This is a genomic window from Rhodococcus sp. 105337 (assembly GCF_012844225.1).
GTDB lineage: Bacteria > Actinomycetota > Actinomycetes > Mycobacteriales > Mycobacteriaceae > Rhodococcus.
This window is the reverse complement of sequence record NZ_JABAGQ010000004.1, coordinates 161134-183987: the sequence shown is the minus strand read 5'-3', so window position 1 is coordinate 183987 and position 22854 is coordinate 161134. Positions and strand designations below refer to the sequence as shown.

Sequence of the window (22854 nt, the reverse complement as noted above, 5' to 3'; positions counted from 1 at the left end):
TTCGGTCCTTTAGCCTTGAACCAGGACCTTTGTCGAGGTGCCGGGAGGAACCGATGGTGCGAAATCCCGATCGTGGCCAGACGACGTTCGCGAAGGGAACCCGGATCACCGGGGATTCGCGGGACCGATTGCAAGCGGAACTCAAACGCCGCTACGAGGCAGGTGCAAGCATTCGCACCCTCGCCCACGAAACCGGACGTTCCTACGGTTTCGTCCACAACGTGCTGGTGGAGTCGGATGTCCAGCTTCGCGGGCGAGGTGGGCCGAATCGCCGCAGGGCAACAGCCGACAAGAGCGCGTGACGGACGTCGCCGGGATCAGTCCCGGCGACGCACCGATTCTTCGACGAGGTCGAGGACCGCGCACAGTTCCTTTTCGGCATGCCCGGAGGCGAGGCGGGCGATGAGCCCGTCGAGCACCAGGTCCAGGTAGCCCACCAGAACCTCGGTGGGCACGTCGTCGCGCAGGCGACCGGCTTCGCGCTGCCGTTCCAGACGCCCGACGGTCGCAGCGGTCAGTTCCGCGGAGTGCTGGGTCCACTCCTTGGCGAACTCCGGATCGGTCCGCAGGCGCCGCGTGATCTCGAGCCGGGTACCGAGCCAGTCGAACTGGTCGGGCGAGGACAGCATGTCGCGCATGACCTGCACCAGGCCTTCGTTGGCGGCCACGTCGGCCATCCGCTTGGCGTCCTCCTGCGCAAGCGCGAGGAACAACCCGTCCTTGTCTTTGAAATGGTGGAAGATTGCGCCGCGGGAGAGACCCGTGGCCTCCTCGAGGCGGCGCACGGTGGCGCCGTCGTAGCCGTATTCGGCGAAGCAACGCCGGGCGCCGTCGAGGATCTGACTTCGGCGCGCGGCGAGGTGGTGCTCACTGACCTTGGGCACCGCGACCGTCCTTTCCCGATGTGGACGGCGGGCCCGAGACGAGACGTCCCGGGCCCGCCGTCACTTCACAGCGTGGGCCACCCGCGGATGTGGGCGGCCGATCGGGATGTCAGCCCCGGATCATGTTGCGCAGCACGTACTGCAGGATGCCGCCGTTGCGGTAGTAGTCCGCTTCACCCGGCGTATCGATGCGCACGACCGCGTCGAACTCGACCTTGCTGCCGTCGTCCTTCGTTGCGGTGACGTGCACGGTGCTCGGCGTGGTGCCCTCGTTGAGCGCCTCGATACCGGTGATATCGAAGACCTCGGTGCCGTCCAGTCCGAGACTTGCCGCAGACTCCCCGGCGGGGAACTGCAGCGGGACGACGCCCATACCGATGAGGTTCGAGCGGTGGATGCGCTCGAAGGACTCGGTGATGACGGCCTTGACGCCGAGGAGGCTGGTGCCCTTGGCCGCCCAGTCGCGCGACGACCCGGAGCCGTACTCCTTGCCGCCCAGGACGACCAGCGGGATGCCGGCCTTCTGGTAGTTCTGCGACGCGTCGTAGATGAACGCCTGCGGTGCACCGTCCTGGGTGAAGTCGCGGGTGTAGCCACCGGACACACCGTCGAGCAGCTGGTTCTTCAGGCGGATGTTCGCGAACGTGCCGCGGATCATCACCTCGTGGTTACCGCGACGCGAACCGAGCGAGTTGTAGTCCTTGCGCTCGACGCCGTGCTCGTCCAGGTACTGAGCGGCCGGGGTGCCCGGCTTGATCGGACCCGCGGGGCTGATGTGGTCCGTCGTGACCGAGTCGCCGAGCAGCGCGAGCACACGAGCGCCCTTGATGTCGGTGACCGGAGCCGGATCCATCGTCATGCCGTCGAAGTACGGAGGCTTCCGCACGTAGGTCGAGTTCTCGTCCCACGCGAAGGTGTCACCCGCCGGGGTCTCCAGGTTCTGCCAGCGCTCGTCGCCCTTGAAGATGTCGGCGTAGGAGTTGCGGAACATGTCCTGGCTGATCGCCGACTTGATGGTGTCGTCGATCTCCTGCGCGGACGGCCAGATGTCCTTGAGGAAGACGTCGTTGCCGTCCTTGTCCTTGCCCAGGGCGTCGGCCTCGAAGTCGAAGTCCATGGTGCCGGCGAGCGCGTACGCGATGACGAGCGGCGGCGACGCGAGGTAGTTCATCTTCACGTCGGGCGAGATGCGACCCTCGAAGTTGCGGTTACCCGAGAGCACCGCGGTGACCGAGAGGTCGTTGTCGTTGATCGCCTTGGAGATCTCCTCCGGCAGCGGACCGGTGTTGCCGATGCACGTGGTGCAGCCGTAGCCACCGAGGTAGAAACCGAGCTTCTCGAGGTAGGGCCACAGGCCCGCCTTCTCGTAGTAGTCGGAGACGACCTGCGAACCCGGCGCCATGTTGGTCTTGACCCACGGCTTCGTGGCCAGGCCCTTTTCGACCGCGTTGCGGGCGAGCAGCGCTGCACCCAGCATCACGGACGGGTTCGAGGTGTTGGTGCAGGAGGTGATGCCCGCAACGACCACGGCACCGTGATCGAGGACGAACTCGCCCTGCTCCGTCTTGACGGTGACCGGCTTGGACGGCCGGCCGGTGGCACCGTTGGCGGCGGACTGCACGCGGTCCGCGGTGTCGTCACCGTCGTCGGCGAACGAGAGAGCGGCCGGGTCCGACGCGGGGAAGGACTCCTCGACGGCCTCGTCGAGCTGGCTGTGCTCGGTCGGCTGGTCGTCGCCCACGTAGGTGCGGATGTCGCGGCGGAAGGCGAGCTTCGAGTCGCTGAGCAGGATGCGGTCCTGCGGGCGCTTCGGGCCGGCGATCGACGGAACGACGGTGCTCAGGTCCAGCTCGATGTACTCCGAGTAGACCGGCTCCTTGTCGGCGTCGTGCCACATGCCCTGTTCCTTGGCGTACGCCTCGACGAGCGCGAGCTGCTCGTCGCTGCGGCCCGTCAGGCGCAGGTAGTTGATGGTTTCGCCGTCGATCGGGAAAATCGCTGCGGTGGAACCGAACTCGGGGCTCATGTTGCCGAGGGTGGCGCGGTTCGCGAGGGGGACCTCGGCGACGCCGGCACCGTAGAACTCGACGAACTTGCCGACCACACCGTGCTTACGCAGCATCTCGGTGACGGTGAGCACGACGTCCGTCGCGGTCACGCCCGGCTGGATCTCGCCCGAGAGCTTGAAGCCGACGACGCGCGGGATGAGCATGGAGACCGGCTGGCCGAGCATTGCGGCCTCGGCTTCGATGCCGCCGACGCCCCAGCCGAGGACGCCGAGTCCGTTGACCATCGTGGTGTGCGAGTCGGTGCCGACACAGGTGTCGGGGTAGGCCTGGCCGTTGCGGGTCATGACCGTCGGAGCCAGGTACTCGATGTTGACCTGGTGGACGATGCCCATGCCGGGCGGGACGACCTTGAAGTCGTCGAACGCGCCCTGGCCCCAGCGCAGGAACTGGTAACGCTCACCGTTGCGCTGGTACTCGAGGTCGACGTTGCGCTCGAGCGCGTCGGCGCGGCCGAAGACGTCGAGGATGACCGAGTGGTCGATGACCATGTCGGCGGGGGAGAGCGGGTTGACCTTGTTCGGGTCGCCGCCGAGGGTGGTGACGGCCTCGCGCATGGTGGCCAGGTCGACCACGCACGGCACGCCGGTGAAGTCCTGCATGATCACGCGGGCAGGCGTGAACTGGATCTCGATGCTGGGATCGGCTGCGGGATCCCAGTTGGCGATGGCGCGGATGTGATCGGCGGTGATGTTGGCACCGTCTTCGGTGCGCAGCAGGTTCTCGGCGAGAACCTTCAAGGAGTAAGGGAGTTTCTCGGTGCCGGGGACGGCCGACAGGCGGAAGATCTCGTACGAGTTATCTCCGACCTGCAGGGTCCCCTTGGCGCCGAACGAATCAGTATTGGTGCTCACGTCAGCTCCACTCGTCGTTTCGGCTCGCCGCCGACGGGGCTGTGTCGACGGCTGAAGCGAGGCACACAGCGTCCACAGAGGAGGAATTTCCTGTGCGGTGCCGCCGTGGCGTCTCACCGTAGAGTCTAACAGTACGCTTGTCCTGTAATAAAGCCGGGAGTGTACAGAGAATACGGCGCTCTCAGGGGTGCGCGACGCCACATCGGACGCGCCCGCCGACCTCGGCGCGGCTGCGCCACCCGCGCGCGATCGCGTACTGTTCGGTGTTGCCCTGCGAGCGTGTGCTCCCTGTGCCGACTGCTCGACGCGGCGAAGCCGGGCTCGCACACGCTCCCGACCAGCACTACCGGAGAGAAATGTCTGCGCCACTGCTACGAATTCCCGGGCCGTCGGCCACAGATCTCCCTCCGGGTGTCACGGTCGAGGCGATCCTCGCCGACCTGAGCGACGACCAGGTCTCCGCGCCTCCCGAACAGGTCGACGATCTGGTCGCGGAGGTGGCGCGGGCGCAGGAACACGGGATCGACCTGAGTGTCGTGGTGATCGATCGAGATCCGCGCATGGACTCCCAGCTCCGTGACCTCGCCACCGAGGTCGGAGCCGAAGACGGGGGCACCGTGCTCGTCCTCAGCCCCGGGTGGGTCGGCACGTTCAGCGACAGCCTGGACCGGGTCACCCTCGAAGCCGCCGAGGACCGCACCTATACCGGCAACCCGGTGGTCTCGACGAAGAACTTCGTCGATTCCGTGATCGAGCCCTCGCCACCGTGGACGATGCTGACGATCCTGCTCGTGCTCGTCGTCGCTGCGGCATCGGGCGCGACGTACTGGGCGAAGATCCGGCGTGCCGCCCGATCCGATGCGGCCGAACACGAGCAGGTCCCCGCCGAGGACACGACACCCACGACCTCCTGACGGCGCCGCCGCCTGTCTTCTCGCCGGCTCCGGTGTCGATGTCCGGCGCCGGAGTGCGCCCCGAAGGTCGCTTTCCGTAATCGAAATCCGTAACTGTCGCGCGAGACGCGCCTGGTGTGTCGTACGGTTCAGATGACGCTCTTGGGGAAGGTGTGTCACAAGCCCAGTCGTGGGGCGCTGCCCGCGACCGGAGACCGGTACAGCGACCGATCGCGGGTACCCCGCGAGCGGTGTTTGCTGTGCGCTCCCCGAGGCGTCGGGCCCGACTGTTTCTCAGGTCGGCACGACCGAGGGAGAGCGCAAGTGAGACGATTCGGTTTCCACGGGGGGATTCCGCGACGGTCGTCGCCTACCGGCGCACCGGCATCGCCTACCACTGCCGGACGTCGGCGGTCTTCTCTTCGCAGCACCCGTTCGGGCCACGTCGTCCGCGCCTCCCGGTTGCTCGCGGGAATCGGCCTCTTGACGACGGTGCTCGTCGCAGTGGGGTCGACTGCGGCCGCGGTGCCACCACCACCGCCCAATCCGTCGGACACGGAACTGGACGCGGCCGGGGCGGCCGTGAACTCCGGGATCCACCGCATCGGTGAACTGATCGTGCGCATCTCCCACGCAGATCAGCAGCTCGCCGAACTCGACGCCCAGGTCGCGATCAAACGCGAGGACGTCAACCGCGCCCTCGTCGACTTGCATTCCGCCCAGGACGCCGTGGCAGCAGCCGCGCAGGCCGTGGCGTCCTCCCAGCTCGCCCTCCAGGACGCGGGCGCCCAGATCTCACACGCGCAAGCGGACTTCGACTCGTTCGCGCGGGAGAGCTACACCCGCGGATCGAACGCGACATCACTCGCCGCGTTCCTGTCCACCGACGGCCCCGAGGACCTGCTCGACCGCGCGCAGGTGATGCGCATGCTTTCGACCGGACGCGACGCGGTGCTCGACGCACTCGAACGCGCGCGCACCGAACAGGCGAACTCCCATTCCCGTGCGCGCGCCGCGAAACAGGAGGCCGACGCCGCAGCGGCGGCCGCCGAGCAGCGCAAGGTGGACGCGGAAGCTGCGATCGCCGTCGCCCGCGATGCCCTCGACCGGGAAGCCGCAGAAAAGAGCCGCATCGAGCAGGCACGAGCGGGAGCCCAGGCCGAACTGGATTTCGCGCGCACCAATGCCGCCGGTCTCGAGGGTCAGCGCGCGGAGTACGTGGCATGGGATCGCCGCCGCGTGGCGGAGGAGGCGGCCCGTGCCGCTGCCGCCGAGGTGGCGCGTGAGGAAGCGGCAGCGGCGGCCCAGCGGGTCGCAGCCGACGACGCCGCACTCGCGCGGGCAGCCGAACTCGCCAACGGACGACGTCCCCACACCGACTTGGGAGAGAGCGCACCTACCCTCGACACGCCGGCCGTGAGCGCCGCCGTACCGGACGAGGACCTCGATCCCGACGTGACACCGAGCCCGGGTAGCGAGGTGAACCCGGCAGACGAAGTCACCGAGACACCTCGCACGCCCACACCGCAGACTCCGCGGTCGTCGCCGCGCACCCGGTCGACGCCGTCGCTCACCGGCGCCGCGGCGGTCGAGACCGTGATCGACCGTGGGCTGTCCCAGATCGGCGTGCCGTATGCGTGGGGTGGGGGAGACGAGAACGGACCGACCCGCGGAATACGGGACGGCGGTGTCGCCGACAGTTACGGAGATTTCGGCAAGGTGGGCTTCGACTGCTCCGGGCTGATGATCTATGCGTTCGCCGGTATCGGCATCTCCCTGCCGCACTACACCGGATATCAGTACACAGCGGGCACCCAGATCTCGTCGTCGGAGATGAGACGCGGCGACATGATCTTCTACGGCCCCAATGCGAGCCAGCACGTGGGCCTGTACCTCGGCGACGGCACGATGCTCGAGGCGCCGCAGTCGGGTTCGCACGTCATGATCTCGCCGGTACGCTGGGACGGCATGACACCGTATGTGGTGCGCATGGTGTCCTGACGGTGAAGTGATCGTGATCGCACTGTCCGGGCGTGGGACTCGCCCACGCCGCGGGCCTGGCGTTACGGCACACTGAATCGACACCTGCCATAGTGGTGCAGCAGGCGATTTCCAGTGGATCAACGTAGGCGAAAGCGGTGGATTCTTGGTGACCTCACGCGAGGGCGGGACGTCGGGTACGGCAGCGGGCGCACAGAAGGGCGGGGCCGGCTCGAACAACGCCGCCGGTCAGGGCCACGACGTGGAGCCGCAGGGCACGGCCGGACCGGGCAGCGGCAGGGCGGACGCCGGCGCTCCCACACGGGGCAGTGTCGCGGCGAACCCTCCCGTTGCCGGAAACGGCCCGTCCGCCGGTGCGACGAGTGCGTCCGCTCCCGCCGTGTCCACGTCGAAGGAGCCTGTGGCCGCACCGGAGAAGGCGTACGACCCGGCAGACGACGTCCGCCTTCTCGAGCGCGCCATCTACGAGGTCAAGCGAGTGATCGTCGGCCAGGACCTCCTCGTCGAACGCATGCTCGTCGGAGTGCTCGCCCGCGGGCACGTCCTGCTCGAAGGCGTGCCGGGTGTCGCGAAGACCCTCGCGGTCGAGACGTTCGCCAAAGTTGTCGGTGGATCCTTCTCCCGCGTCCAGTTCACTCCCGACCTGGTACCCACCGACCTCGTCGGAACCCGGATCTACCGGCAGGGCCGCGAAGAGTTCGACACCGAACTCGGCCCGGTGGTGGCGAACTTCGTGCTCGCCGACGAGATCAACCGCGCCCCGGCGAAGGTGCAGTCGGCGCTGCTCGAAGTGATGGCGGAACGGCACGTCACCATCGGTGGCAAGACGTTCCCGATGCCCGACCCGTTCCTGGTCATGGCGACGCAGAACCCCATCGAGAACGAAGGCGTCTACCCGCTGCCCGAGGCGCAGCGAGACCGGTTCCTGTTCAAGGTCCTCGTCGACTACCCCTCGGTCGAGGAAGAACGCGAGATCGTCTACCGGATGGGAGTCGCGGCTCCGGAACCGAAGCAGGTGCTCTCCCGGGAGGAACTGCTGCGACTGCAGAAGATCGCCAGTCGCGTGTTCGTGCACCATGCGCTCGTCGACTACGTGGTGCGGGTCATCTTCGCGACGCGCTCGCCGGCCGAACTGGGTCTGCACGACGTGCAGGGATGGATCGCCTACGGCGCCTCTCCGCGTGCCACCCTCGGCATCATCTCCGCAGCCCGCGCGCTCGCTCTCGTCCGCGGGCGCGACTACGTGATCCCGCAGGACATCATCGACGTGATCCCCGACGTGCTGCGTCACCGCTTGGTGTTGTCGTACGACGCGCTGGCCGACGACGTCTCACCGGACCGGATCATCGCCGAGATCCTCCAGACGGTCGGTCTGCCGCAGGTCGCGCCCCAGGCCACGGCACCCGTGCCGGCGGGTCCCCCCGCGGCGGTGCGTCCCGGTGCTCCTGTGGTGCCCGCGCCCGGACCGCACGGAGGTGCAGGGCAACGGTGAGCGAACCCGCCCGCGACGGGTCGCCACCCACGTTCCGTTCCGGCGAGCTGCGCGACCCCGCATTGACTGCTGCGCTGCGCACCCTGGAACTGACCGTCCGGCGCCGGCTCGACGGTGTCCTGCACGGTGATCACCTGGGCCTGATTCCCGGACCCGGGTCCGAACCGGGCGATGCCCGGGAGTACCAGCCGGGCGACGACGTACGCCAGATGGATTGGTCGGTCACCGCCCGCACCACCCATCCGCACGTGCGGCAGACCGTCGCGGATCGCGAACTCGAGACCTGGCTCGCGGTCGATCTGTCCGCGAGCCTCGATTTCGGCACGGCCGCGTGCGAGAAGCGCGATCTGGTCGTCGCAGCGGTCGCGGCGATCGCGCATCTGACGATCGGCGGCGGCAACCGGATCGGCGCCGTGGTGTCCACCGGCCGCGACACGGTGCGGATTCCCGCGCGCGGGGGACGGGCCCACGCCCAATCCATGCTGCGCACCATCGCGACCATCCCGCACCCACCGGACGGGACCCGCGGTGATCTGCGCGGTGTCGTCGAGGCGCTGCGGCGGCCCCAGCGCCGGCGCGGTCTTGCCGTCGTGATCAGCGACTTCCTGGGACCGCTCGACTGGCAGCGGTCGTTGCGTGCCCTCTCCGGCCGGCACGACCTGCTGGCAGTCGAGGTGCTGGACCGCCGCGACCTGGAACTGCCCGACCTGGGAGACGTCGTCCTGCACGATCCCGAAACCGGACGCACCCGTGAGTTCACGACGACACCGCAGCTTCGCGCCGACTACGCCCAGGCTGCCGCGGAGCATCGCGCTGCCGTGCAGCAGGCGATGCGCAGTTGCGGGGCCCCGATGCTGAGTTTGCGGACCGACCGGGACTGGATCAGCGACGTGGTTCGTTTCGTCGCGGCTCGCCGGCACAGTTACGCAGCCGGCGGCGTGGGGAGGGTGGGCCGGTGAGCATTTCCGGTTTCACCTCACCGTGGTGGTTGCTGTTCCTGGTCGTGGTTGCCGCCCTCGGCGTCGGCTACGTGCTGGTGCAGCGCCGCAGGCTCTCTCACACGCTGCGGTTCACCAACTTCGAACTTCTCGAGAAGGTCGCTCCCGACCGGCCCGGACGTGCCCGCCACATCCCGGTTGCGCTGCTGCTGGCCGGCCTGGTCTTCCTCACCGTCGCCCTCGCCGGACCTACGGCCGAGCAACGGGTGCCGCGTAATCGCGCGACGGTGGTCGCGGTGATCGACGTGTCGCTGTCGATGGAGGCGACCGATGTCGCACCGTCCCGGCTCGCCGCCGCGCAGGAAGCGGCGAAGCAGTTCGCGGACGATCTGACTCCCGGGATCAACCTCGGTCTCGTCGCGTTCTCCGGTACCGCGTCGGTGCTGGTGTCACCGACCACCAACCGGGAAGCGACGAAGACGGCAATCGATCACCTGCAACTGAGTGAGCGCACCGCCACCGGCGAAGCGATATTCACTGCGATGCAGTCCATCGACACCCTGGCCGCTGTGCTCGGCGGCAGCGATCAGGCGCCGCCCGCCAGGATCGTGCTGCTCTCGGACGGAAAGCAGACCGTGCCGGAGAGCCCCGACGACCCGCGGGGAGGTTTCACCGCGGCGAGGCAGGCAGCCGAGAAGGGAATCCCGGTCTCGACGATCTCGTTCGGCACCGCGACCGGAACGGTCACGATCGAGGACGAGCGCATCCCGGTCCCTGTCGACGATCCGTCTCTCAAGGAGATCGCGAATTTGTCCGGGGGTAGCTTCTTCACCGCGTCGAGTCTCGAGGAACTCGAGGACGCCTACAACACTCTCGAGGAGCAGATCGGCTTCGAAACGACGCGCGGCGATGCCAGCCGGCCGTGGCTGATGCTCGGTGCTCTCTGCGTCGCCGCAGGCCTCCTCTCCGCCATGGTGCTTCGCCAGCGCCTGCCCTGACCCTTCTTGTCGCCGCTCACGGAGCCCTGTCCGTGTGCGATCCACCACCAGATAGGTTTGTCGCCATGACTGACGCAAGTAGCCCCGCCGCGTCCACGCGCCCCGCGGGCACGCCCCGGTCCGTTCTCGTCACCGGAGGAAACCGCGGTATCGGCCTCGCGGTGGCTCGCCGCCTGCAGGCCGACGGACACAAGGTTGCCGTCACCCACCGCGGTTCCGGTGTCCCCGACGACCTGTTCGGTGTCGTGTGCGACGTCACCGACGCCGAGTCGGTCGACCGCGCATTCACCGAGGTCGAAGAGCATCAGGGCCCTGTCGAGGTGCTGGTCGCCAACGCCGGCGTCACCGACGACACCCTGCTGATGCGCATGACCGAGGACCAGTTCACCAGCGTCCTCGACGCAAACCTCACCGGGTCCTTCCGGTGCGCGAAGCGTGCCAACCGGGCGATGCTGCGCGCACGGTGGGGACGGATGATCTTCCTCGGTTCGGTCGTCGGTATGGCAGGCCAGGCCGGGCAGATCAACTACGCGGCCTCGAAGGCCGGCGTGATCGGACTCGCCCGGTCGGTGACCCGCGAACTCGGCTCACGCTCGATCACCGCCAACGTCGTCGCACCCGGGTTCATCGAGACGGACATGACCGCGGAACTGTCCGACGATCTGCGCGACATGGCAAAGAAATTCATCCCGATGCAGCGTCTCGGCAAGCCCGACGATGTCGCGGGCGTGGTGAGCTTCCTCGCCTCAGACGACTCCGCCTACGTCTCGGGCGCTGTCATCCCCGTCGACGGAGGCATGGGCATGGGTCACTGACCCGCCGCCACACCCGGACCACATCCGAATCTCACTGGAGGATCGACACACTCATGGGCGGACTGCTCGAGGGCAAGACCATTCTCGTCACCGGCATCATCACCGATGCCTCCATCGCGTTCCACACCGCCAAAGCGGCACAGGAACAGGGCGCGAAGATCATCATCACCGGCTTCGACCGGTTGCGGCTGATCGACCGCATCGCGCAGCGTCTGCCGCAGCCGGTGCCGCCGGCGATCGAACTCGACGTGCAGAACACCGAGCACCTCGCCGGGCTCGCCGACAAACTGCGTGAACTCGCGCCCGAAGGGATCGACGGCGTCGTGCATTCGATCGGTTTCGCGCCGCGTTCGTGCCTGGGCAGCCCGTTCCTCGATGCCCCGTGGAGCGACGTCGCCGTCGCCCTGGAGGTCTCCGCGTATTCGTACGGTGCACTTGCCAAGGCGGTGCTGCCGGTCATGAACGAGGGCGGTTCTCTCGTCGGCATGGACTTCGATCCGTCACGCGCGGTGCCGTTCTACAACTGGATGGGCGTCTCCAAGGCGACCCTCGAATCGGTCAACCGGTATGTCGCCAAGGAGGTCGGCCCGCGCGGAATCCGCTCGAATCTCGTCGCCGCCGGCCCGATCAAGACCCTTGCGGCGAAGGCGATCGCCGGGGATGCCACCGGACCGGGAGCCGAGATGAACCGGCTCAACGAAGGCTGGTCCGCCGCGTCCCCGATCGGATGGGACGTCGAAGACCCGACTCCGGTCGCGAAGACCGTGTGCGCGGTACTGTCCGATTGGTTGCCCGGTACCACCGGGTCGATCGTGTACGTCGACGGTGGTTTCCACTCACAGGTCGGCCTCGGCGCCTGACAGGTCAGGAGAGCACTCCCATGGTGAGCACCCCCGAATCGTTCGACGCGCTGCTGGTGCTGTCGTTCGGCGGCCCCGAAGGCCCGGACGATGTCCGGCCGTTCCTCGAGAACGTCACCCGGGGCCGGGGTATCCCGCCGGAACGTCTCGACGACGTTGCGCAGCACTACCTGCACTTCGGGGGTGTCTCACCGATCAACGCGCTCAACCGGGCCCTCATCGATGCCGTGCGCGGCGAGTTCGAGGCGCACAGCATCGACCTGCCGGTGTACTTTGGAAACCGTAACTGGCATCCGATGGTCGAGGACACCGTCGCGGCCATGCGTGACGACGGAATTCGCAACGCGCTGGTCTTCGCGACCTCGGCGTGGGGCGGTTACTCGGGATGCCGGCAGTATCACGAGGACATCCGCCGGGCGCGGAGCGCGGTCGACGACGCCCCCGACCTGACGAAGATCCGGCAGTTCTACGATCACCCGCTGTTCCTCGACGCGGTCGCCGATGCCGTGCGCGCATCCCGCGCCGAACTATCCGACGAGGCAGCGGACGCGCGCCTCGTTTTCACCGCTCACTCGATCCCGACGTCCGCCGATGCGACCGGTGGACCGCCGGACGCCGGCGGGCGTCTCTACAGCCGCCAGGTGGCCGAGGCCGCGCGCCTGGTCGCGGATTCGCTCGGTGTCGACGACTACGACCTGGTCTGGCAGTCGCGTTCGGGCCCGCCCCGGGTGCCGTGGCTCGAACCCGACATCGTCGACCATCTCGATGCTCTCCACGAGCGGGGAGTGACCTCGGTGATCGTGGTTCCGGTCGGATTCATCTCCGACCACCTCGAGGTGGTCTGGGATCTCGACACCGAAGCCCGGGACCGTGCGGCCGAACTCGGCATGGAGTTCGTGCGCGCGGCGACGGCCGGGACCGATCCCCGTTTCGCGCAGATGGTCCGTGAGCTCGTGCAGGAACGCCTCGGTACGGCATCGCCGCGCCGGCGCGGAACGGAACCGGAGTTCGGAGTGGGGTGCAACGGCACGCTCTGCGCGGTCCGGTGCTGCGAACCCCCGGCGCGGCCCTCTCGGCCGGCGCCCACAGCGGAGGACTGAGCACTCACGGCTCAGAGCGCCGGCTCACCACTGCGATTCGCCCCGGCCAGGGGAGAGACGAACCAGCTCGGGAGGGACCGCAGCAGCCCCACCGGGCCCTCCACCACCACGGCTCCGGTCCGCAGCGCCTCGGGCCAGTCGTTTTCTCCGCGCCAGATTTCGGTCAGATCCCGCAGCCCAGCCGTGACCGTGACGGAGACCTCGAAGCCCGGATCGGTGTCGCAGACGTCGACCTCTCCGGGAACGATGACCAGCCACCACCGCCGCGACCCGCGTGGGGCGCCGGTGAAGACGAACTCCACGACCACCCGAGTCTCCTCGATCGCGGAGTGGTCGACGTTGCGGTGCATATCCCACATCAGCAGCTTGGGGTCGAGGTCTTCGTCGCCGAGCCGGCCCGTCCACCGCGATCCCCACGTGCCGAGCGCGGACACCACCGGTTCCAGATCACGTCCGGCGGGTGTGAGCACGTAACGGACCTCCGAACCGTCGACGGTTCGTTGCACGATGCCCGCGACCGTCAACTGGTGCAGGCGGGTGGACAGCAACGACGGCGACATCCGGGGGAGTCCGCGGCGGAGGTCGTTGAATCGCTCGCTACCGAGCACCAATTCGCGCACCAGCAGAAGTGTCCACCGCTCGTCGAAGAGTTCCATCGCTTTCGCGACGGGACAGAATTGGTGGTAGGGCGAGCCCATGCTTCGAATGGTAGGCCTGCCGAGCGGTACAGATTCCGAACTGGAAGCAATCCGCGGGTGTTCATACCGTTGACGTGCGCCTCCGAGATCTGTCGACGACGGATCGGACGCTCCGTTGAAGGAGATGTGTGATGACGCAATCCCGCTCGGCACTCGATGCAGACCGCGACCTCAAGGCGAAACACCGGGCCATGTGGGCGCTCGGCGATTATCCGGCCGTCGCGTCCGGAGTGATCCCGTCGCTCGGGCAGATCCTCGTGTCCGCGTGCCGGGTCGGCCCGGGCGACCGGGTGCTCGACATCGCGGCCGGTTCGGGCAACGCCGCGATTCCCGCCGCACTGACCGGGGCCACCGTCGTGGCGACGGACCTGACTCCCGAACTGTTCGACATCGGCCGGCGCGATGCCGAGGACGCCGGCGCCACCGTGACCTGGCAAGAGGCGGACGCGGAGGCGATGCCGTTCGGCGACGCGAGTGCCGACGTGACGCTCTCGTGCGTCGGGGTGATGTTCGCGCCGCACCACCAGGTAGCGGCGGACGAACTCGTGCGCGTCACCCGTCCGGGAGGCCGGATCGGGCTCTTGAGCTGGACGCCCGCGGGTTTCATCGGCCGGATGTTCGCCACGATGAAGCCGTACGCGCCCGCACCACCCCCGGGGGCACAACCACCCCCGCTCTGGGGCGACGAAGACCATGTGCGGACCCTGCTGGGGGACCGGGTGACCGATCTGACGGCGAGCACCGGTTCGTTACGTGTCGACCGTTTCCCCACGGGCGAAGCGTTCCGCGACTTCTTCAAGACGAACTACGGGCCGACGATTGCGGTCTACCGCGCACTCGCGGGTGATCCCGAGCGAGTCGCCGCGCTCGACGGCGAACTTGCCGAACTGGCGCGCCGGCACGATCTGGGTGGGGGAGCGATGGACTGGGATTACCTGCTGGTCACTGCCAGTCGCGCGGGGTGAGAACTCAGCCGTGCTGGGGCGCGCGCAGAGCGGCGTCGACCGCGCCGACTCGCGCGTGCCGCACCGCGGTCCACAAGGGACGCAGCGCGGATTCGCGGGCGTCCAGCGTGGTCGCCGAACCGGCACGCAGACCCCCGCCGCGCCCCGCGACGGTGAGGATCGCCGCGACCTGATCGGCGGAATCGAGGATCCGCACGGCACGCTGCGGGATCGAGTCCGGATACCGGTGACGGGCGTACTCGGCGATCTCGGCCGCGATCTCGGCACGCGGGTCGGTGCTGCGCCCGTCGTCGCCGACCGTGCGGATACCCGTGAGCGTGGCGGCGGCGTCGCGCACCGCTTCGCGCATGGTGAATTCCGCTTCGCCGAGGCCTGGTAGGTCGGTGAGTTCGGGTACCGCCGGGACGGCGAACACGGTCCAGCGGAGTACATCGGGTCCCTCGACGGTCGGAACCAGGCCGAGTCCGGGCGTTCCCGGCGCGCCGACGAGTACACCCTCCCCGGCAGCCGTTGCTGCTGCGGAGAAGGCGATGCCGACGGGCAGGCCGCGCACATCGCCCGGAGACGGCAACAGCAGTCGGATGCCCGAACCTCCCGCGGGGTCGGCCCGCCGGATCACGGTGAGCAGTACCGCGGCGCCGTCCTGCGGGTCCTGGCCGGTCAGCCCGGCGCGGTGTTTCGCGTCCGCCTCGGCGGCAGCGACGAGGTGCATCGGCGCCCACTCGTGCAGGGCATCGATGACCTCGTCGGGCGCCGCGCGACCGGAGAGCCATGCTCCGGCCCACAGCGTCAGGCTCTGACTCGGGGAACTCACGGAACGAGCATAGGACGCCTGTTCTCCGGCGTGGCGACGACCGCCCGCCGGTGTCGTTGTCCTAACGTTGACCGGCGTGAGTCCACGCGACAGCTACGGCGACATCTATGCCGGACACAACCGCAAGCGGAGGAAGACCGTCCCGGAACTCGAGGCCGAGAAGGATCTCGTGGTCGAAGACGCCGCGTCGGGGTGGTGCGGCGCGATCGTCGGCATCGAACGCACCTACGACGGCGACTTCGTGCGCTTGGAGGACGGGCAACGCCGCACCCGTCTGTTCGCGATGCGGCCTGCCGCGTTTCTGATCGACGGTGCACCTGTCACTCTGGTGCGGCCGAAGCCGCGACCGGCGGCGCAGACCCCGGCGAGATCGGCCTCGGGGTCGACCAGAGTCGAGGGCTTGCGGGCACGCGTGGCCCGCGGAAGCCGCATCTGGGTCGAAGGTGTGCACGACGCGGCCCTCGTCGAACAGGTCTGGGGACACGACCTCCGTGTGGAGGGCGTCGTCGTCGAACAACTCGAAGGGCTCGACAACCTGGCCGAGCGGCTCGCCGAGTTCCGTCCCGGTCCGGGACGGAGGGTCGGTGTCCTGGCGGACCATCTCGTCACCGGATCGAAGGAAGAGCGGCTGACCGCGAACCTCGGCCCGCACGTCATGGTCACCGGCCATCCCTACATCGACGTGTGGGAAGCGGTGCGCCCCAAGGCCGTCGGGATCGAGTCCTGGCCGACGATTCCGCGCGGCCAGGACTGGAAAACCGGCGTGTGCCGTGAACTCGGCTGGGGTACGCCGCAGGAAGGCTGGCGGCGGGTCTACGGCGCGGTGTCGTCGTTCCGGGACCTCGAAGCCCCGCTGATCGGCGCTGTCGAGCGACTCGTGGATTTCGTCACCGAACCCGGCGACGGCGACTGAGCGCCCCGCACCGAAGGTCGACGGCACATCCGGGCGCACTCAATACCTGTACCGCCGCACGGTATCCGGATGGATGACGATACGTACCTGGTCTTCGGCGAGGATCCCGGCGAGATCGGCGGCACGAACCGGATCGTCGAGATCCCAATAGCGCGCGGCCAGGCGGGAACACAACTCGTGTGCTCCGTCCGCCTCGATCGTGGTGTGGCCCGCGACCGACACCCACCGTTCACGTTCCCCGACCGGTGCGGCGACCACGATCGAGGCGCGGGGGTCGCGCCCCAGGCGGCGGATCTTCAGCGAGTCGGGGGCGGTGAACAAGTCGACGGTGCCCGCGTCGGTGGCCTCGAACCAGACCGGTCGGGGCTGGGGCGGGAGCGGTCCTGCGGCCACGCTCACGAATCCGTGCAGGGGGCGTCTGAGGAACTCCAGGTCCTCGGCGGTCAGTGAACTCGTGGGGGTGCTCATCATGACCCTTTCGGATTCGGGGAAGGGTGGGGCCGGCGGCGCCCGCCCGGTCGCGTTCCCTCCGCACGGACGGTTCGCCGACGTGCTGAGCATTGTGCTCGTCGCGGCGGGTGTGTGCGCGGCAACCGCTCGGCAAGCCTGTGAACTGGCTCTCTGCCGCAATGTCCGATTTATGGTTCGATGGTTGCTGTGGCGGCATTGATATGGCTTATCGCCGGCGTGGCACTGGCTGCGGCGGAAGCGCTCACCGGTGACTTCGTCCTGCTGATGCTCGGCGGTGCGGCGCTGGCTACCGCCGGTGTCTCGGCTGCAACGGATCTGCCGGTGTGGCTCGACGCCGTGGTGTTCGCACTGTTCTCGCTGGTATTGCTGCTCGGAGTCCGGCCCATCCTGCGCCGCCGCTATTCCGCGCCGCCCGCGCTCACGACGGGCGTCGACGCGCTACCCGGCAAGCACGCGCTCGTCGTCGAGCAAGTGGGTGAGCACGCGGGCCGGGTGAAAATCGACGGCGACGTGTGGACTGCCCGGCCGTTGGACGCCACCGAAGTGTACGAACCCGGAACAACCGTGACCGTGATGCAGATCGACGGCGCGACCGCCGTCGTATGGAGGGGTGTCTGACCTATGGAAGCGCTGATCGTACTCGCCGTACTGGTGGTACTCGTCGTGATCGTGGTGGTGAAATCCGTCGCCCTGATCCCGCAGGCAGAAGCCGCGGTCATCGAGCGGCTGGGACGCTATTTCCGGACCGCGTCGGGACAGTTGACGTTCCTGGTGCCGTTCGTGGACCGTATCCGCGCGAAAGTCGATCTGCGCGAACGGGTGGTGTCGTTCCCGCCGCAACCGGTCATCACCAAGGACAACCTGACGCTGAGCATCGACACGGTCGTCTACTTCCAGGTCACCAACCCGCAAGCCGCGGTGTACGAGATCAGCAACTACATCGCCGCCGTCGAACAGCTCACGGTGACGACCCTGCGCAACGTCGTGGGCGGTATGACCCTCGAAGAGACTCTCACCTCCCGTGACTCGATCAACGGTCAGTTGCGCGGCGTGCTCGACGAAGCGACCGGCCGCTGGGGTCTGCGGGTCGCGCGCGTCGAACTCAAGAGCATCGATCCGCCGCCGTCGATCCAGGAGTCGATGGAAAAGCAGATGAAGGCGGACCGCGAGAAGCGCGCGACGATCCTCACGGCCGAAGGCCACCGCGAGGCCGCGATCAAGACCGCAGAGGGCGACAAGCAGGCACGCATCCTGTCGGCCGAGGGATCGAAGCAGGCCGCGATCCTCGAGGCGGAAGCGGAACGGCAGTCCCGCATCCTGCGGGCGCAGGGTGATCGGGCCGCCCAGTACCTCGAGGCGCAGGGCGAGGCGAAGGCGATCGAGAAGGTGTTCGCAGCCATCAAGGCCGGTAAGCCGACCCCCGAGATGCTCGCGTACCAGTACTTGCAGACGCTGCCGCAGATGGCTCAGGGTGACGCGAACAAGGTGTGGCTCGTGCCCAGCGACTTCGGCGACGCCCTCAAGGGTTTCGCAGGCGCGCTCGGTGCTCGCGGTGAGGACGGTGTCTTCCGTTTCGAGCCGAGCCCGGTCGACGAAGACCTCCAGCGTCCCGAGGACGACTCGGCAGAGGTGAGCGACTGGTTCGACATGAAGACCGACCCGGTCGTGGCGAAAGCGGTCGCCGAAGCCGAGGCAGTGGCACGCAAGCCGGTGGACCCCGCGGTCCCGGTCGTCTCCGGAGAGAAGCCGGCCGGTGTCACGCGCGGTAGCCAGTCGTCCGCGCTGCCGGCCGCAGACCCCGCGCCCGAAGAGCGCGTTCCGTCTCTGGAGACAGAGGTCGGCGAGGAACTCCCGAGGCAGTAATCCTGCCCCGGCCGCCGGGGCGTGCGCACGCACGTCACCGGCGGCGAGGAGATGTGAGCGGAAGTGCCATCGCCACGATGACGAGACTGGCGCCCACGCCCGCGAGGAGCGACACGGATTCGCCGAACACCGCCACACCGAGCAGCAGAGCGACCACGACTTCCAGGTACGACAGTCCGGCGAGTTCGGCCGCACGCAGATACGAGCCGGCGACGACGAGCAGGCCCAGGGCGAACAACCCGCAGACGACGAAGAACCCGATAGCCCATACCCAGTTGCCCGGGGTCATTCCGGAAAGATCGGGCCGGGTGACCACCACGACGAGCCCGGTCGCTGCCGCCCCGAATGCGAAGGTCCAGAAACTGCGTACGTCTGCGGGCATATCCGAGCGATAGCGGTAGCAGAGCAGCGCGGCGCCGTAGAACACTCCCGACACGACACCGAGCACGGTACCCAGCACTTGCTCGTCCGAACTCGGGGCGGGCGCGCCGCCGATCAGACCCGCGGCCAGGAGCATCCCGGTGAACGCGGCGACAAGGGACACCGCATCTCGGCGAGTGATCGTCTCTCCGAGGAACATCCTCGCGAACACGGTCGCGAGAACCGGGCCGAGATAGTGCAGGACCACCGCGCGCGACAGGTCGGTGAGCACGGTCGCGGAGAGATAGGTGGCAAGGGACAGGGCGAGGAACACGCCGCCGAGCACCACCGACCACGACAGCCGGGCTCGTCGCAGTTTCCCGAGACGTCGCGACAGTGCCAGCATCACCAGCATCCCCAGCCCGCCGACGAGCATCCGGCCGAAGGTGAGGGCTTCGCCGAGTACGGCGCCGGGAGGGGTGGCCATGCGGCCGAACAACCCGGCGGTGCCCATCGCCGTTGCGGAGACCACGATCGCTGCGATACCCAGCCGCCTTCGGCGGGTATGTGCCGACTGATCGGCCGGGCGGTTATCGATGAGAAGCGGAACGACAGGCACGCGTGAGGGTGCGTCGACAGACGGAGCCACGGAACTTCCTCCGGACAGGGTGCATCGCGCACCGGCGGGTGGTCGGTTCCCCGCTCTGTCATGTGACCTGAGAGCTTTCGCGGATCCGTGGACCCACTTACACCTTCGGTGAACCCCGCGGGGTTGCTTTCCAGAGGAGCCTCGCCGGCGGCGGTCTGGGGGCCTGAGAGATTCCCGGGGAGGTTGCTCCTTCGGCGCCCGCACGTGTGCGGAACTCTCCCGCTGCAGTTCGATGGCATATTCGGTTGTCCGAGCGAGTATGCCAGCCCGATGCGGAGGCCCTGGATCCGGGTGAGCGCGGATCAGGTGATGAGCGCGGTACCGACGCCGCACGCGGCACACGCCCACAGCACACTGGTGGCCGTGCCGATGATGAACTGCTCCGAGGCGTTCGGCTCGCGTAGCTCCGGGTACCGCGCGAGACCCTTGACGGCCATGATGATCGCGATGCCTTCGGGCCACCCGGCAAGGATCGACACCGCGACGGCGCCGCGCTCGAGCACGCCGATGACCCGTCCGCCCCGCAGCGGCCCGGGCGGGGGAGCGGGATCGGGTCCGGCATCCGGTTGGCGTCGGGCAACACGGAAGGCGACGAGTACGGCCGGTCCGCCGCCGGTGACGGCGGCCAGGGTGGTGAGCGCGAGTGTCACTGCCAGCGCGAGGCCGTGCACGGGCGCGGTGGCGGTGGCCGCCAGGGCTGCACCGCCGAGCGCCGTGGTCGTCACTGCCGCGCCGAGCCACGCCGGGAGCGTAGGACGGAGAGAGAGCGCGGGCGCGAGGGCGGCAACGGCGAGGCACACCAGCGAGACGACAGTCAACGATCGGCCCTTTCCAGCAGTCGGTGAGCGAGCGCGCATCCTGCGATCTCGGCTTGCCACCCGGCCGCGGCCAGGCGTTGGGACACGGCTTGCTTGCTGATGCCGAGTTCGTCGGCGATCCGGGCCTGCGTCGATCCGGTGCGAGCGAGTGCCACGGCTTCGTGTCCCTGGGGGGAGCGCCGGAGGACGAGGGTCGCGAGCAAGGTCAAGGCGGCGTCGGCATCTGCTGCGGCCTCGGCGTCGTCGCCCTCCACGGCGACCTGCCCGATGGAACTCTTGGCGCGTTCGACGGCACGTCGGGCGAGTTCGAATGCCGGTCCGCGACCGGCGCGGGTCTGTTTCGGCAGGGGAGTCTCGACGGGGCCGATCCCGATTCCGATGCTCCAGCGCTCTCGCCGGAGCAGTTCCAGCACGAGGTCGACCACCACACCGGGATCGTCGGCGACGGCCTGAACTTCGTCGCCGGCTGTGCGGTCGAACGGACGGACCAATCGTGGGTCACGCAGGTCGGCGAGGAGTCCCGAGACGCGGTCGATGTCGCGGCGACTGCCTCGTTGATCGACCGTCAAGACGAACATCGGTCAAGTGTGAAACCTTGTTTGATCAAAGTCAAGGATTGAGGCTTGTTCAGAGTTCGCCTTCGGGCACCCGGTTGTATTCCTCGTCGGTGACAGGTTCGAGCCAGTGGACCGTATCGTGCTCGTCGTCCGTTTCGTTGATGGCGAGGTGAATCATCAGGCGGGTGGGCGCGGCGCCGTGCCAGTGCTCCTCGTCGGCTTCGAACCACACGCGATCCCCGGGCCGGATCACCTCGACCGGGCCACCCCGGCGCTGGCACAACCCGACCCCGTCCGTGACGAAGACGGTCTGGCCGAGGGGATGCAGATGCCAGTGCGTGCGGGCGCCGGGCATGAAGTGGACGAGAGCGGCCGACACTCGCGACGGCGGCGGCGCTGCCGCCACCGGGTCTATGTAGACATCACCGCTGAACCAGTCCTCCGGGCCTATCCCGGTATCGAGCGAGCTGCGCACGATCTGCATGACGTCCTCCTTCGGCCGAGCCCTCCCACGTATGTCCCGGACGGCGAGGGCGGCCGTCATCGCCCGATGTCGTGCTGTCCATCAGATCAGGCGGCATCGTCGGGGATGCACTTTCCGAACGGCAATTGCCCGTACTGTGACCTGGAGAGCAGTGCAGCCGTGATCGGTAGCGGGAACGCCGCGGGCTGCGTGAGCAGCACCCGAACGGAGTGCACGTTCGCGTCGTTGATCGCCGAAGTTGACCTTTCGGACGCGAGCGGAACCCCGAACCCGAAACGGGTGAACCGGAATCCGTGTCGGCAGACGAAGGAGATCTCATGCGTGGAGTCATTCTCGACGGGCCCGGCGAGGTGCGGATCGCGGACCGTCCGGATCCGGAGATACTCGAGCCGACCGACGCCGTCATCCGATTGGCCGCCACCTGCATTTGTGGTTCCGATCTGTGGCCCTACCGCGGCGCAGACCCTGTCGACCACATGCCGATGGGTCACGAGTACGTCGGAACGGTCACCCGGATAGGCGATGCGGTTGCCGACGTCGCGGTCGGGGACTTCGTGGTCGGTTCGTTCTTCGCATCCGACAACACCTGTGAGATCTGCCGCGCCGGTTATCAGTCCCGGTGCGTGCACGCCGTACCGATGGGTGCCATAGGCACCCAGGCCGAGTACGCGCGCGTCCCGTTGGCCGACGGCACACTCGTCCGGACGCCCGGCCCACCCGACCCGGATCTCATCCCCTCGCTCCTGGCAGCGTCGGATGTACTCGGAACCGGGTGGTTCGCCGCGGTTGCTGCGGAGGCAGGCCCCGGTAAGACCGTCGCAGTCGTCGGTGACGGTGCAGTGGGGCTACTGGGGGTCATGGCAGCGAAACAGCTCGGCGCCGAACGGATCATCGCCATGAGCCGCCACGCCGATCGTCAAGAGCTGGCGCGCGAGTTCGGAGCCACCGACATCGTCGAGGAGCGCGGGGACGAGGGCGTCGGGAGAATCAAGGACCTCACTTCCGGACTGGGAGCGCACTCGGTGATCGAGGCCGTCGGCACCCAGGAGTCGATGATGCAGGCGATCCGCTCGACACGGCCGGGTGGGCACGTCGGGTATGTCGGTGTGTCCCATGACGTATCGCTGCCCGGCGGAGAACTGTTCTTCGCCGAGGTGCATCTGCACGGCGGGCCCGCCCCGGTACGGCGCTTCCTGCCGGAGTTGATCGACCTGATCTGGAACCGCGCCATCGACCCAGGAGCCGTATTCGATCTGACTCTGCCTCTCGACGAGGCAGCCGAGGGCTACCGCGCAATGGATGAACGTCGAGCGATCAAGGTGATGCTCACTCCCTGAGTTCCGTCGATGGTGCGGTGCTGT

23 protein-coding genes and 1 riboswitch are annotated in these 22854 nt (G+C 68.1%); of the genes, 14 read left to right on the top strand and 9 right to left on the bottom strand.

Features of this window, described 5'->3' with window-relative positions; genetic code table 11:
• The first annotated feature begins 53 nt into the window (after nucleotides 1-53).
• Nucleotides 54-302, top strand: a complete 249-nt coding sequence (locus tag HF886_RS09175) for a helix-turn-helix domain-containing protein (protein ID WP_169621897.1) — start codon at nucleotides 54-56, stop codon at nucleotides 300-302.
• Between the two features lie 15 nt (nucleotides 303-317).
• Here HF886_RS09175 and HF886_RS09170 read toward each other — a convergent pair whose 3' ends face one another.
• Together HF886_RS09170 and HF886_RS09165 are read right to left on the bottom strand one after the other, a co-directional pair.
• Nucleotides 318-884: a TetR/AcrR family transcriptional regulator gene (locus HF886_RS09170; RefSeq protein ID WP_169621898.1), complete on the bottom strand. Its 567-nt coding sequence runs from the start codon at nucleotides 882-884 to the stop codon at nucleotides 318-320.
• Nucleotides 885-993: 109 nt separating this feature from the next.
• Nucleotides 994-3804 carry an aconitate hydratase gene (locus HF886_RS09165; RefSeq protein WP_169621899.1) on the bottom strand — a complete coding sequence of 937 codons (2811 nt, stop codon included), beginning with the start codon at nucleotides 3802-3804 and terminating at the stop codon, nucleotides 994-996.
• Nucleotides 3805-4160: 356 nt separating this feature from the next.
• Here HF886_RS09165 and HF886_RS09160 point away from each other — a divergent pair, with 356 nt between their 5' ends.
• The 8 genes from HF886_RS09160 to HF886_RS09125 all read left to right on the top strand — a co-directional run bounded on the left by HF886_RS09160 (nucleotide 4161) and on the right by HF886_RS09125 (nucleotide 12901).
• On the top strand, nucleotides 4161-4718 hold the full coding sequence (locus HF886_RS09160) for a DUF6676 family protein (RefSeq protein ID WP_169621900.1): 558 nt from the start codon (nucleotides 4161-4163) through the stop codon (nucleotides 4716-4718).
• Nucleotides 4719-5180: 462 nt separating this feature from the next.
• Nucleotides 5181-6698: an NlpC/P60 family protein gene (locus HF886_RS09155; RefSeq protein ID WP_240952441.1), complete on the top strand. Its 1518-nt coding sequence runs from the start codon at nucleotides 5181-5183 to the stop codon at nucleotides 6696-6698.
• A 379-nt stretch (nucleotides 6699-7077) separates the two neighbouring features.
• On the top strand, nucleotides 7078-8190 hold the full coding sequence (locus tag HF886_RS09150; RefSeq protein WP_346765179.1) for a MoxR family ATPase: 1113 nt from the start codon (nucleotides 7078-7080) through the stop codon (nucleotides 8188-8190).
• Entirely contained in the window at nucleotides 8187-9149 is a 963-nt protein-coding gene (locus HF886_RS09145) for a DUF58 domain-containing protein (RefSeq protein ID WP_169621902.1), read from the top strand. The genes HF886_RS09150 and HF886_RS09145 overlap by 4 nt, the downstream gene beginning before the upstream one ends.
• Nucleotides 9146-10126 (top strand): VWA domain-containing protein, encoded by a 981-nt coding sequence (locus HF886_RS09140; protein WP_169652135.1) that lies wholly within the window; start codon nucleotides 9146-9148, stop codon nucleotides 10124-10126. The genes HF886_RS09145 and HF886_RS09140 overlap by 4 nt, the downstream gene beginning before the upstream one ends.
• A 65-nt stretch (nucleotides 10127-10191) precedes the next feature.
• Complete coding sequence (gene fabG1, locus HF886_RS09135) at nucleotides 10192-10941, top strand: 3-oxoacyl-ACP reductase FabG1 (protein ID WP_169621904.1); 750 nt, start codon at nucleotides 10192-10194, stop codon at nucleotides 10939-10941.
• Between the two features lie 53 nt (nucleotides 10942-10994).
• Nucleotides 10995-11801, top strand: a complete 807-nt coding sequence (gene inhA / locus HF886_RS09130) for an NADH-dependent enoyl-ACP reductase InhA (RefSeq protein WP_169621905.1) — start codon at nucleotides 10995-10997, stop codon at nucleotides 11799-11801.
• A 20-nt stretch (nucleotides 11802-11821) separates the two neighbouring features.
• Entirely contained in the window at nucleotides 11822-12901 is a 1080-nt protein-coding gene (locus tag HF886_RS09125) for a ferrochelatase (RefSeq protein WP_169652134.1), read from the top strand.
• 11 nt (nucleotides 12902-12912) lie between these two features.
• Here the strand turns inward: HF886_RS09125 and HF886_RS09120 are convergent, their stop codons facing one another.
• Complete coding sequence (locus HF886_RS09120) at nucleotides 12913-13599, bottom strand: helix-turn-helix domain-containing protein (protein ID WP_169652133.1); 687 nt, start codon at nucleotides 13597-13599, stop codon at nucleotides 12913-12915.
• 131 nt (nucleotides 13600-13730) lie between these two features.
• On the opposite strand from HF886_RS09120, the gene HF886_RS09115 reads away from it, so the two are divergent.
• The gene (locus HF886_RS09115) at nucleotides 13731-14564 is read left to right on the top strand and encodes a methyltransferase domain-containing protein (RefSeq protein ID WP_169652132.1); all 834 of its coding nucleotides are present in this window, start codon (nucleotides 13731-13733) and stop codon (nucleotides 14562-14564) included.
• Between the two features lie 4 nt (nucleotides 14565-14568).
• Here the strand turns inward: HF886_RS09115 and HF886_RS09110 are convergent, their stop codons facing one another.
• Nucleotides 14569-15378, bottom strand: coding sequence for a hypothetical protein (locus tag HF886_RS09110; protein ID WP_169621909.1), 810 nt, complete (start codon nucleotides 15376-15378; stop codon nucleotides 14569-14571).
• A gap of 76 nt (nucleotides 15379-15454) precedes the next feature.
• Between HF886_RS09110 and HF886_RS09105 the strand changes: the two genes are divergently transcribed.
• Entirely contained in the window at nucleotides 15455-16291 is an 837-nt protein-coding gene (locus HF886_RS09105) for a DUF3097 domain-containing protein (RefSeq protein WP_169652131.1), read from the top strand.
• 39 nt (nucleotides 16292-16330) lie between these two features.
• On the opposite strand, the gene HF886_RS09100 is transcribed toward HF886_RS09105, so the two are convergent.
• A complete protein-coding gene (locus HF886_RS09100) occupies nucleotides 16331-16759 on the bottom strand; it encodes a pyridoxamine 5'-phosphate oxidase family protein (RefSeq protein WP_169621911.1) in 429 nt (142 codons plus the stop codon).
• 180 nt (nucleotides 16760-16939) lie between these two features.
• On the opposite strand from HF886_RS09100, the gene HF886_RS09095 reads away from it, so the two are divergent.
• Nucleotides 16940-17380 (top strand): NfeD family protein, encoded by a 441-nt coding sequence (locus HF886_RS09095; RefSeq protein ID WP_169621912.1) that lies wholly within the window; start codon nucleotides 16940-16942, stop codon nucleotides 17378-17380.
• 3 nt (nucleotides 17381-17383) lie between these two features.
• Nucleotides 17384-18625 (top strand): SPFH domain-containing protein, encoded by a 1242-nt coding sequence (locus tag HF886_RS09090; RefSeq protein WP_169652130.1) that lies wholly within the window; start codon nucleotides 17384-17386, stop codon nucleotides 18623-18625.
• Between the two features lie 34 nt (nucleotides 18626-18659).
• On the opposite strand, the gene HF886_RS09085 is transcribed toward HF886_RS09090, so the two are convergent.
• The 4 genes from HF886_RS09085 to HF886_RS09070 all read right to left on the bottom strand — a co-directional run bounded on the left by HF886_RS09085 (nucleotide 18660) and on the right by HF886_RS09070 (nucleotide 21493).
• Nucleotides 18660-19634 carry a DMT family transporter gene (locus tag HF886_RS09085; protein WP_346765333.1) on the bottom strand — a complete coding sequence of 325 codons (975 nt, stop codon included), beginning with the start codon at nucleotides 19632-19634 and terminating at the stop codon, nucleotides 18660-18662.
• 141 nt (nucleotides 19635-19775) lie between these two features.
• Nucleotides 19776-19866: riboswitch (glycine riboswitch) on the bottom strand.
• 70 nt (nucleotides 19867-19936) lie between these two features.
• Nucleotides 19937-20452: a hypothetical protein gene (locus HF886_RS09080; protein WP_169621914.1), complete on the bottom strand. Its 516-nt coding sequence runs from the start codon at nucleotides 20450-20452 to the stop codon at nucleotides 19937-19939.
• Entirely contained in the window at nucleotides 20449-21030 is a 582-nt protein-coding gene (locus tag HF886_RS09075; protein ID WP_169621915.1) for a hypothetical protein, read from the bottom strand. The genes HF886_RS09080 and HF886_RS09075 overlap by 4 nt, the downstream gene beginning before the upstream one ends.
• A gap of 49 nt (nucleotides 21031-21079) precedes the next feature.
• Nucleotides 21080-21493, bottom strand: a complete 414-nt coding sequence (locus HF886_RS09070) for a cupin domain-containing protein (RefSeq protein WP_169652129.1) — start codon at nucleotides 21491-21493, stop codon at nucleotides 21080-21082.
• A 317-nt stretch (nucleotides 21494-21810) separates the two neighbouring features.
• Here HF886_RS09070 and HF886_RS09065 point away from each other — a divergent pair, with 317 nt between their 5' ends.
• A complete protein-coding gene (locus HF886_RS09065; RefSeq protein WP_169621916.1) occupies nucleotides 21811-22830 on the top strand; it encodes a zinc-dependent alcohol dehydrogenase family protein in 1020 nt (339 codons plus the stop codon).
• Nucleotides 22831-22854 lie beyond the last annotated feature (24 nt).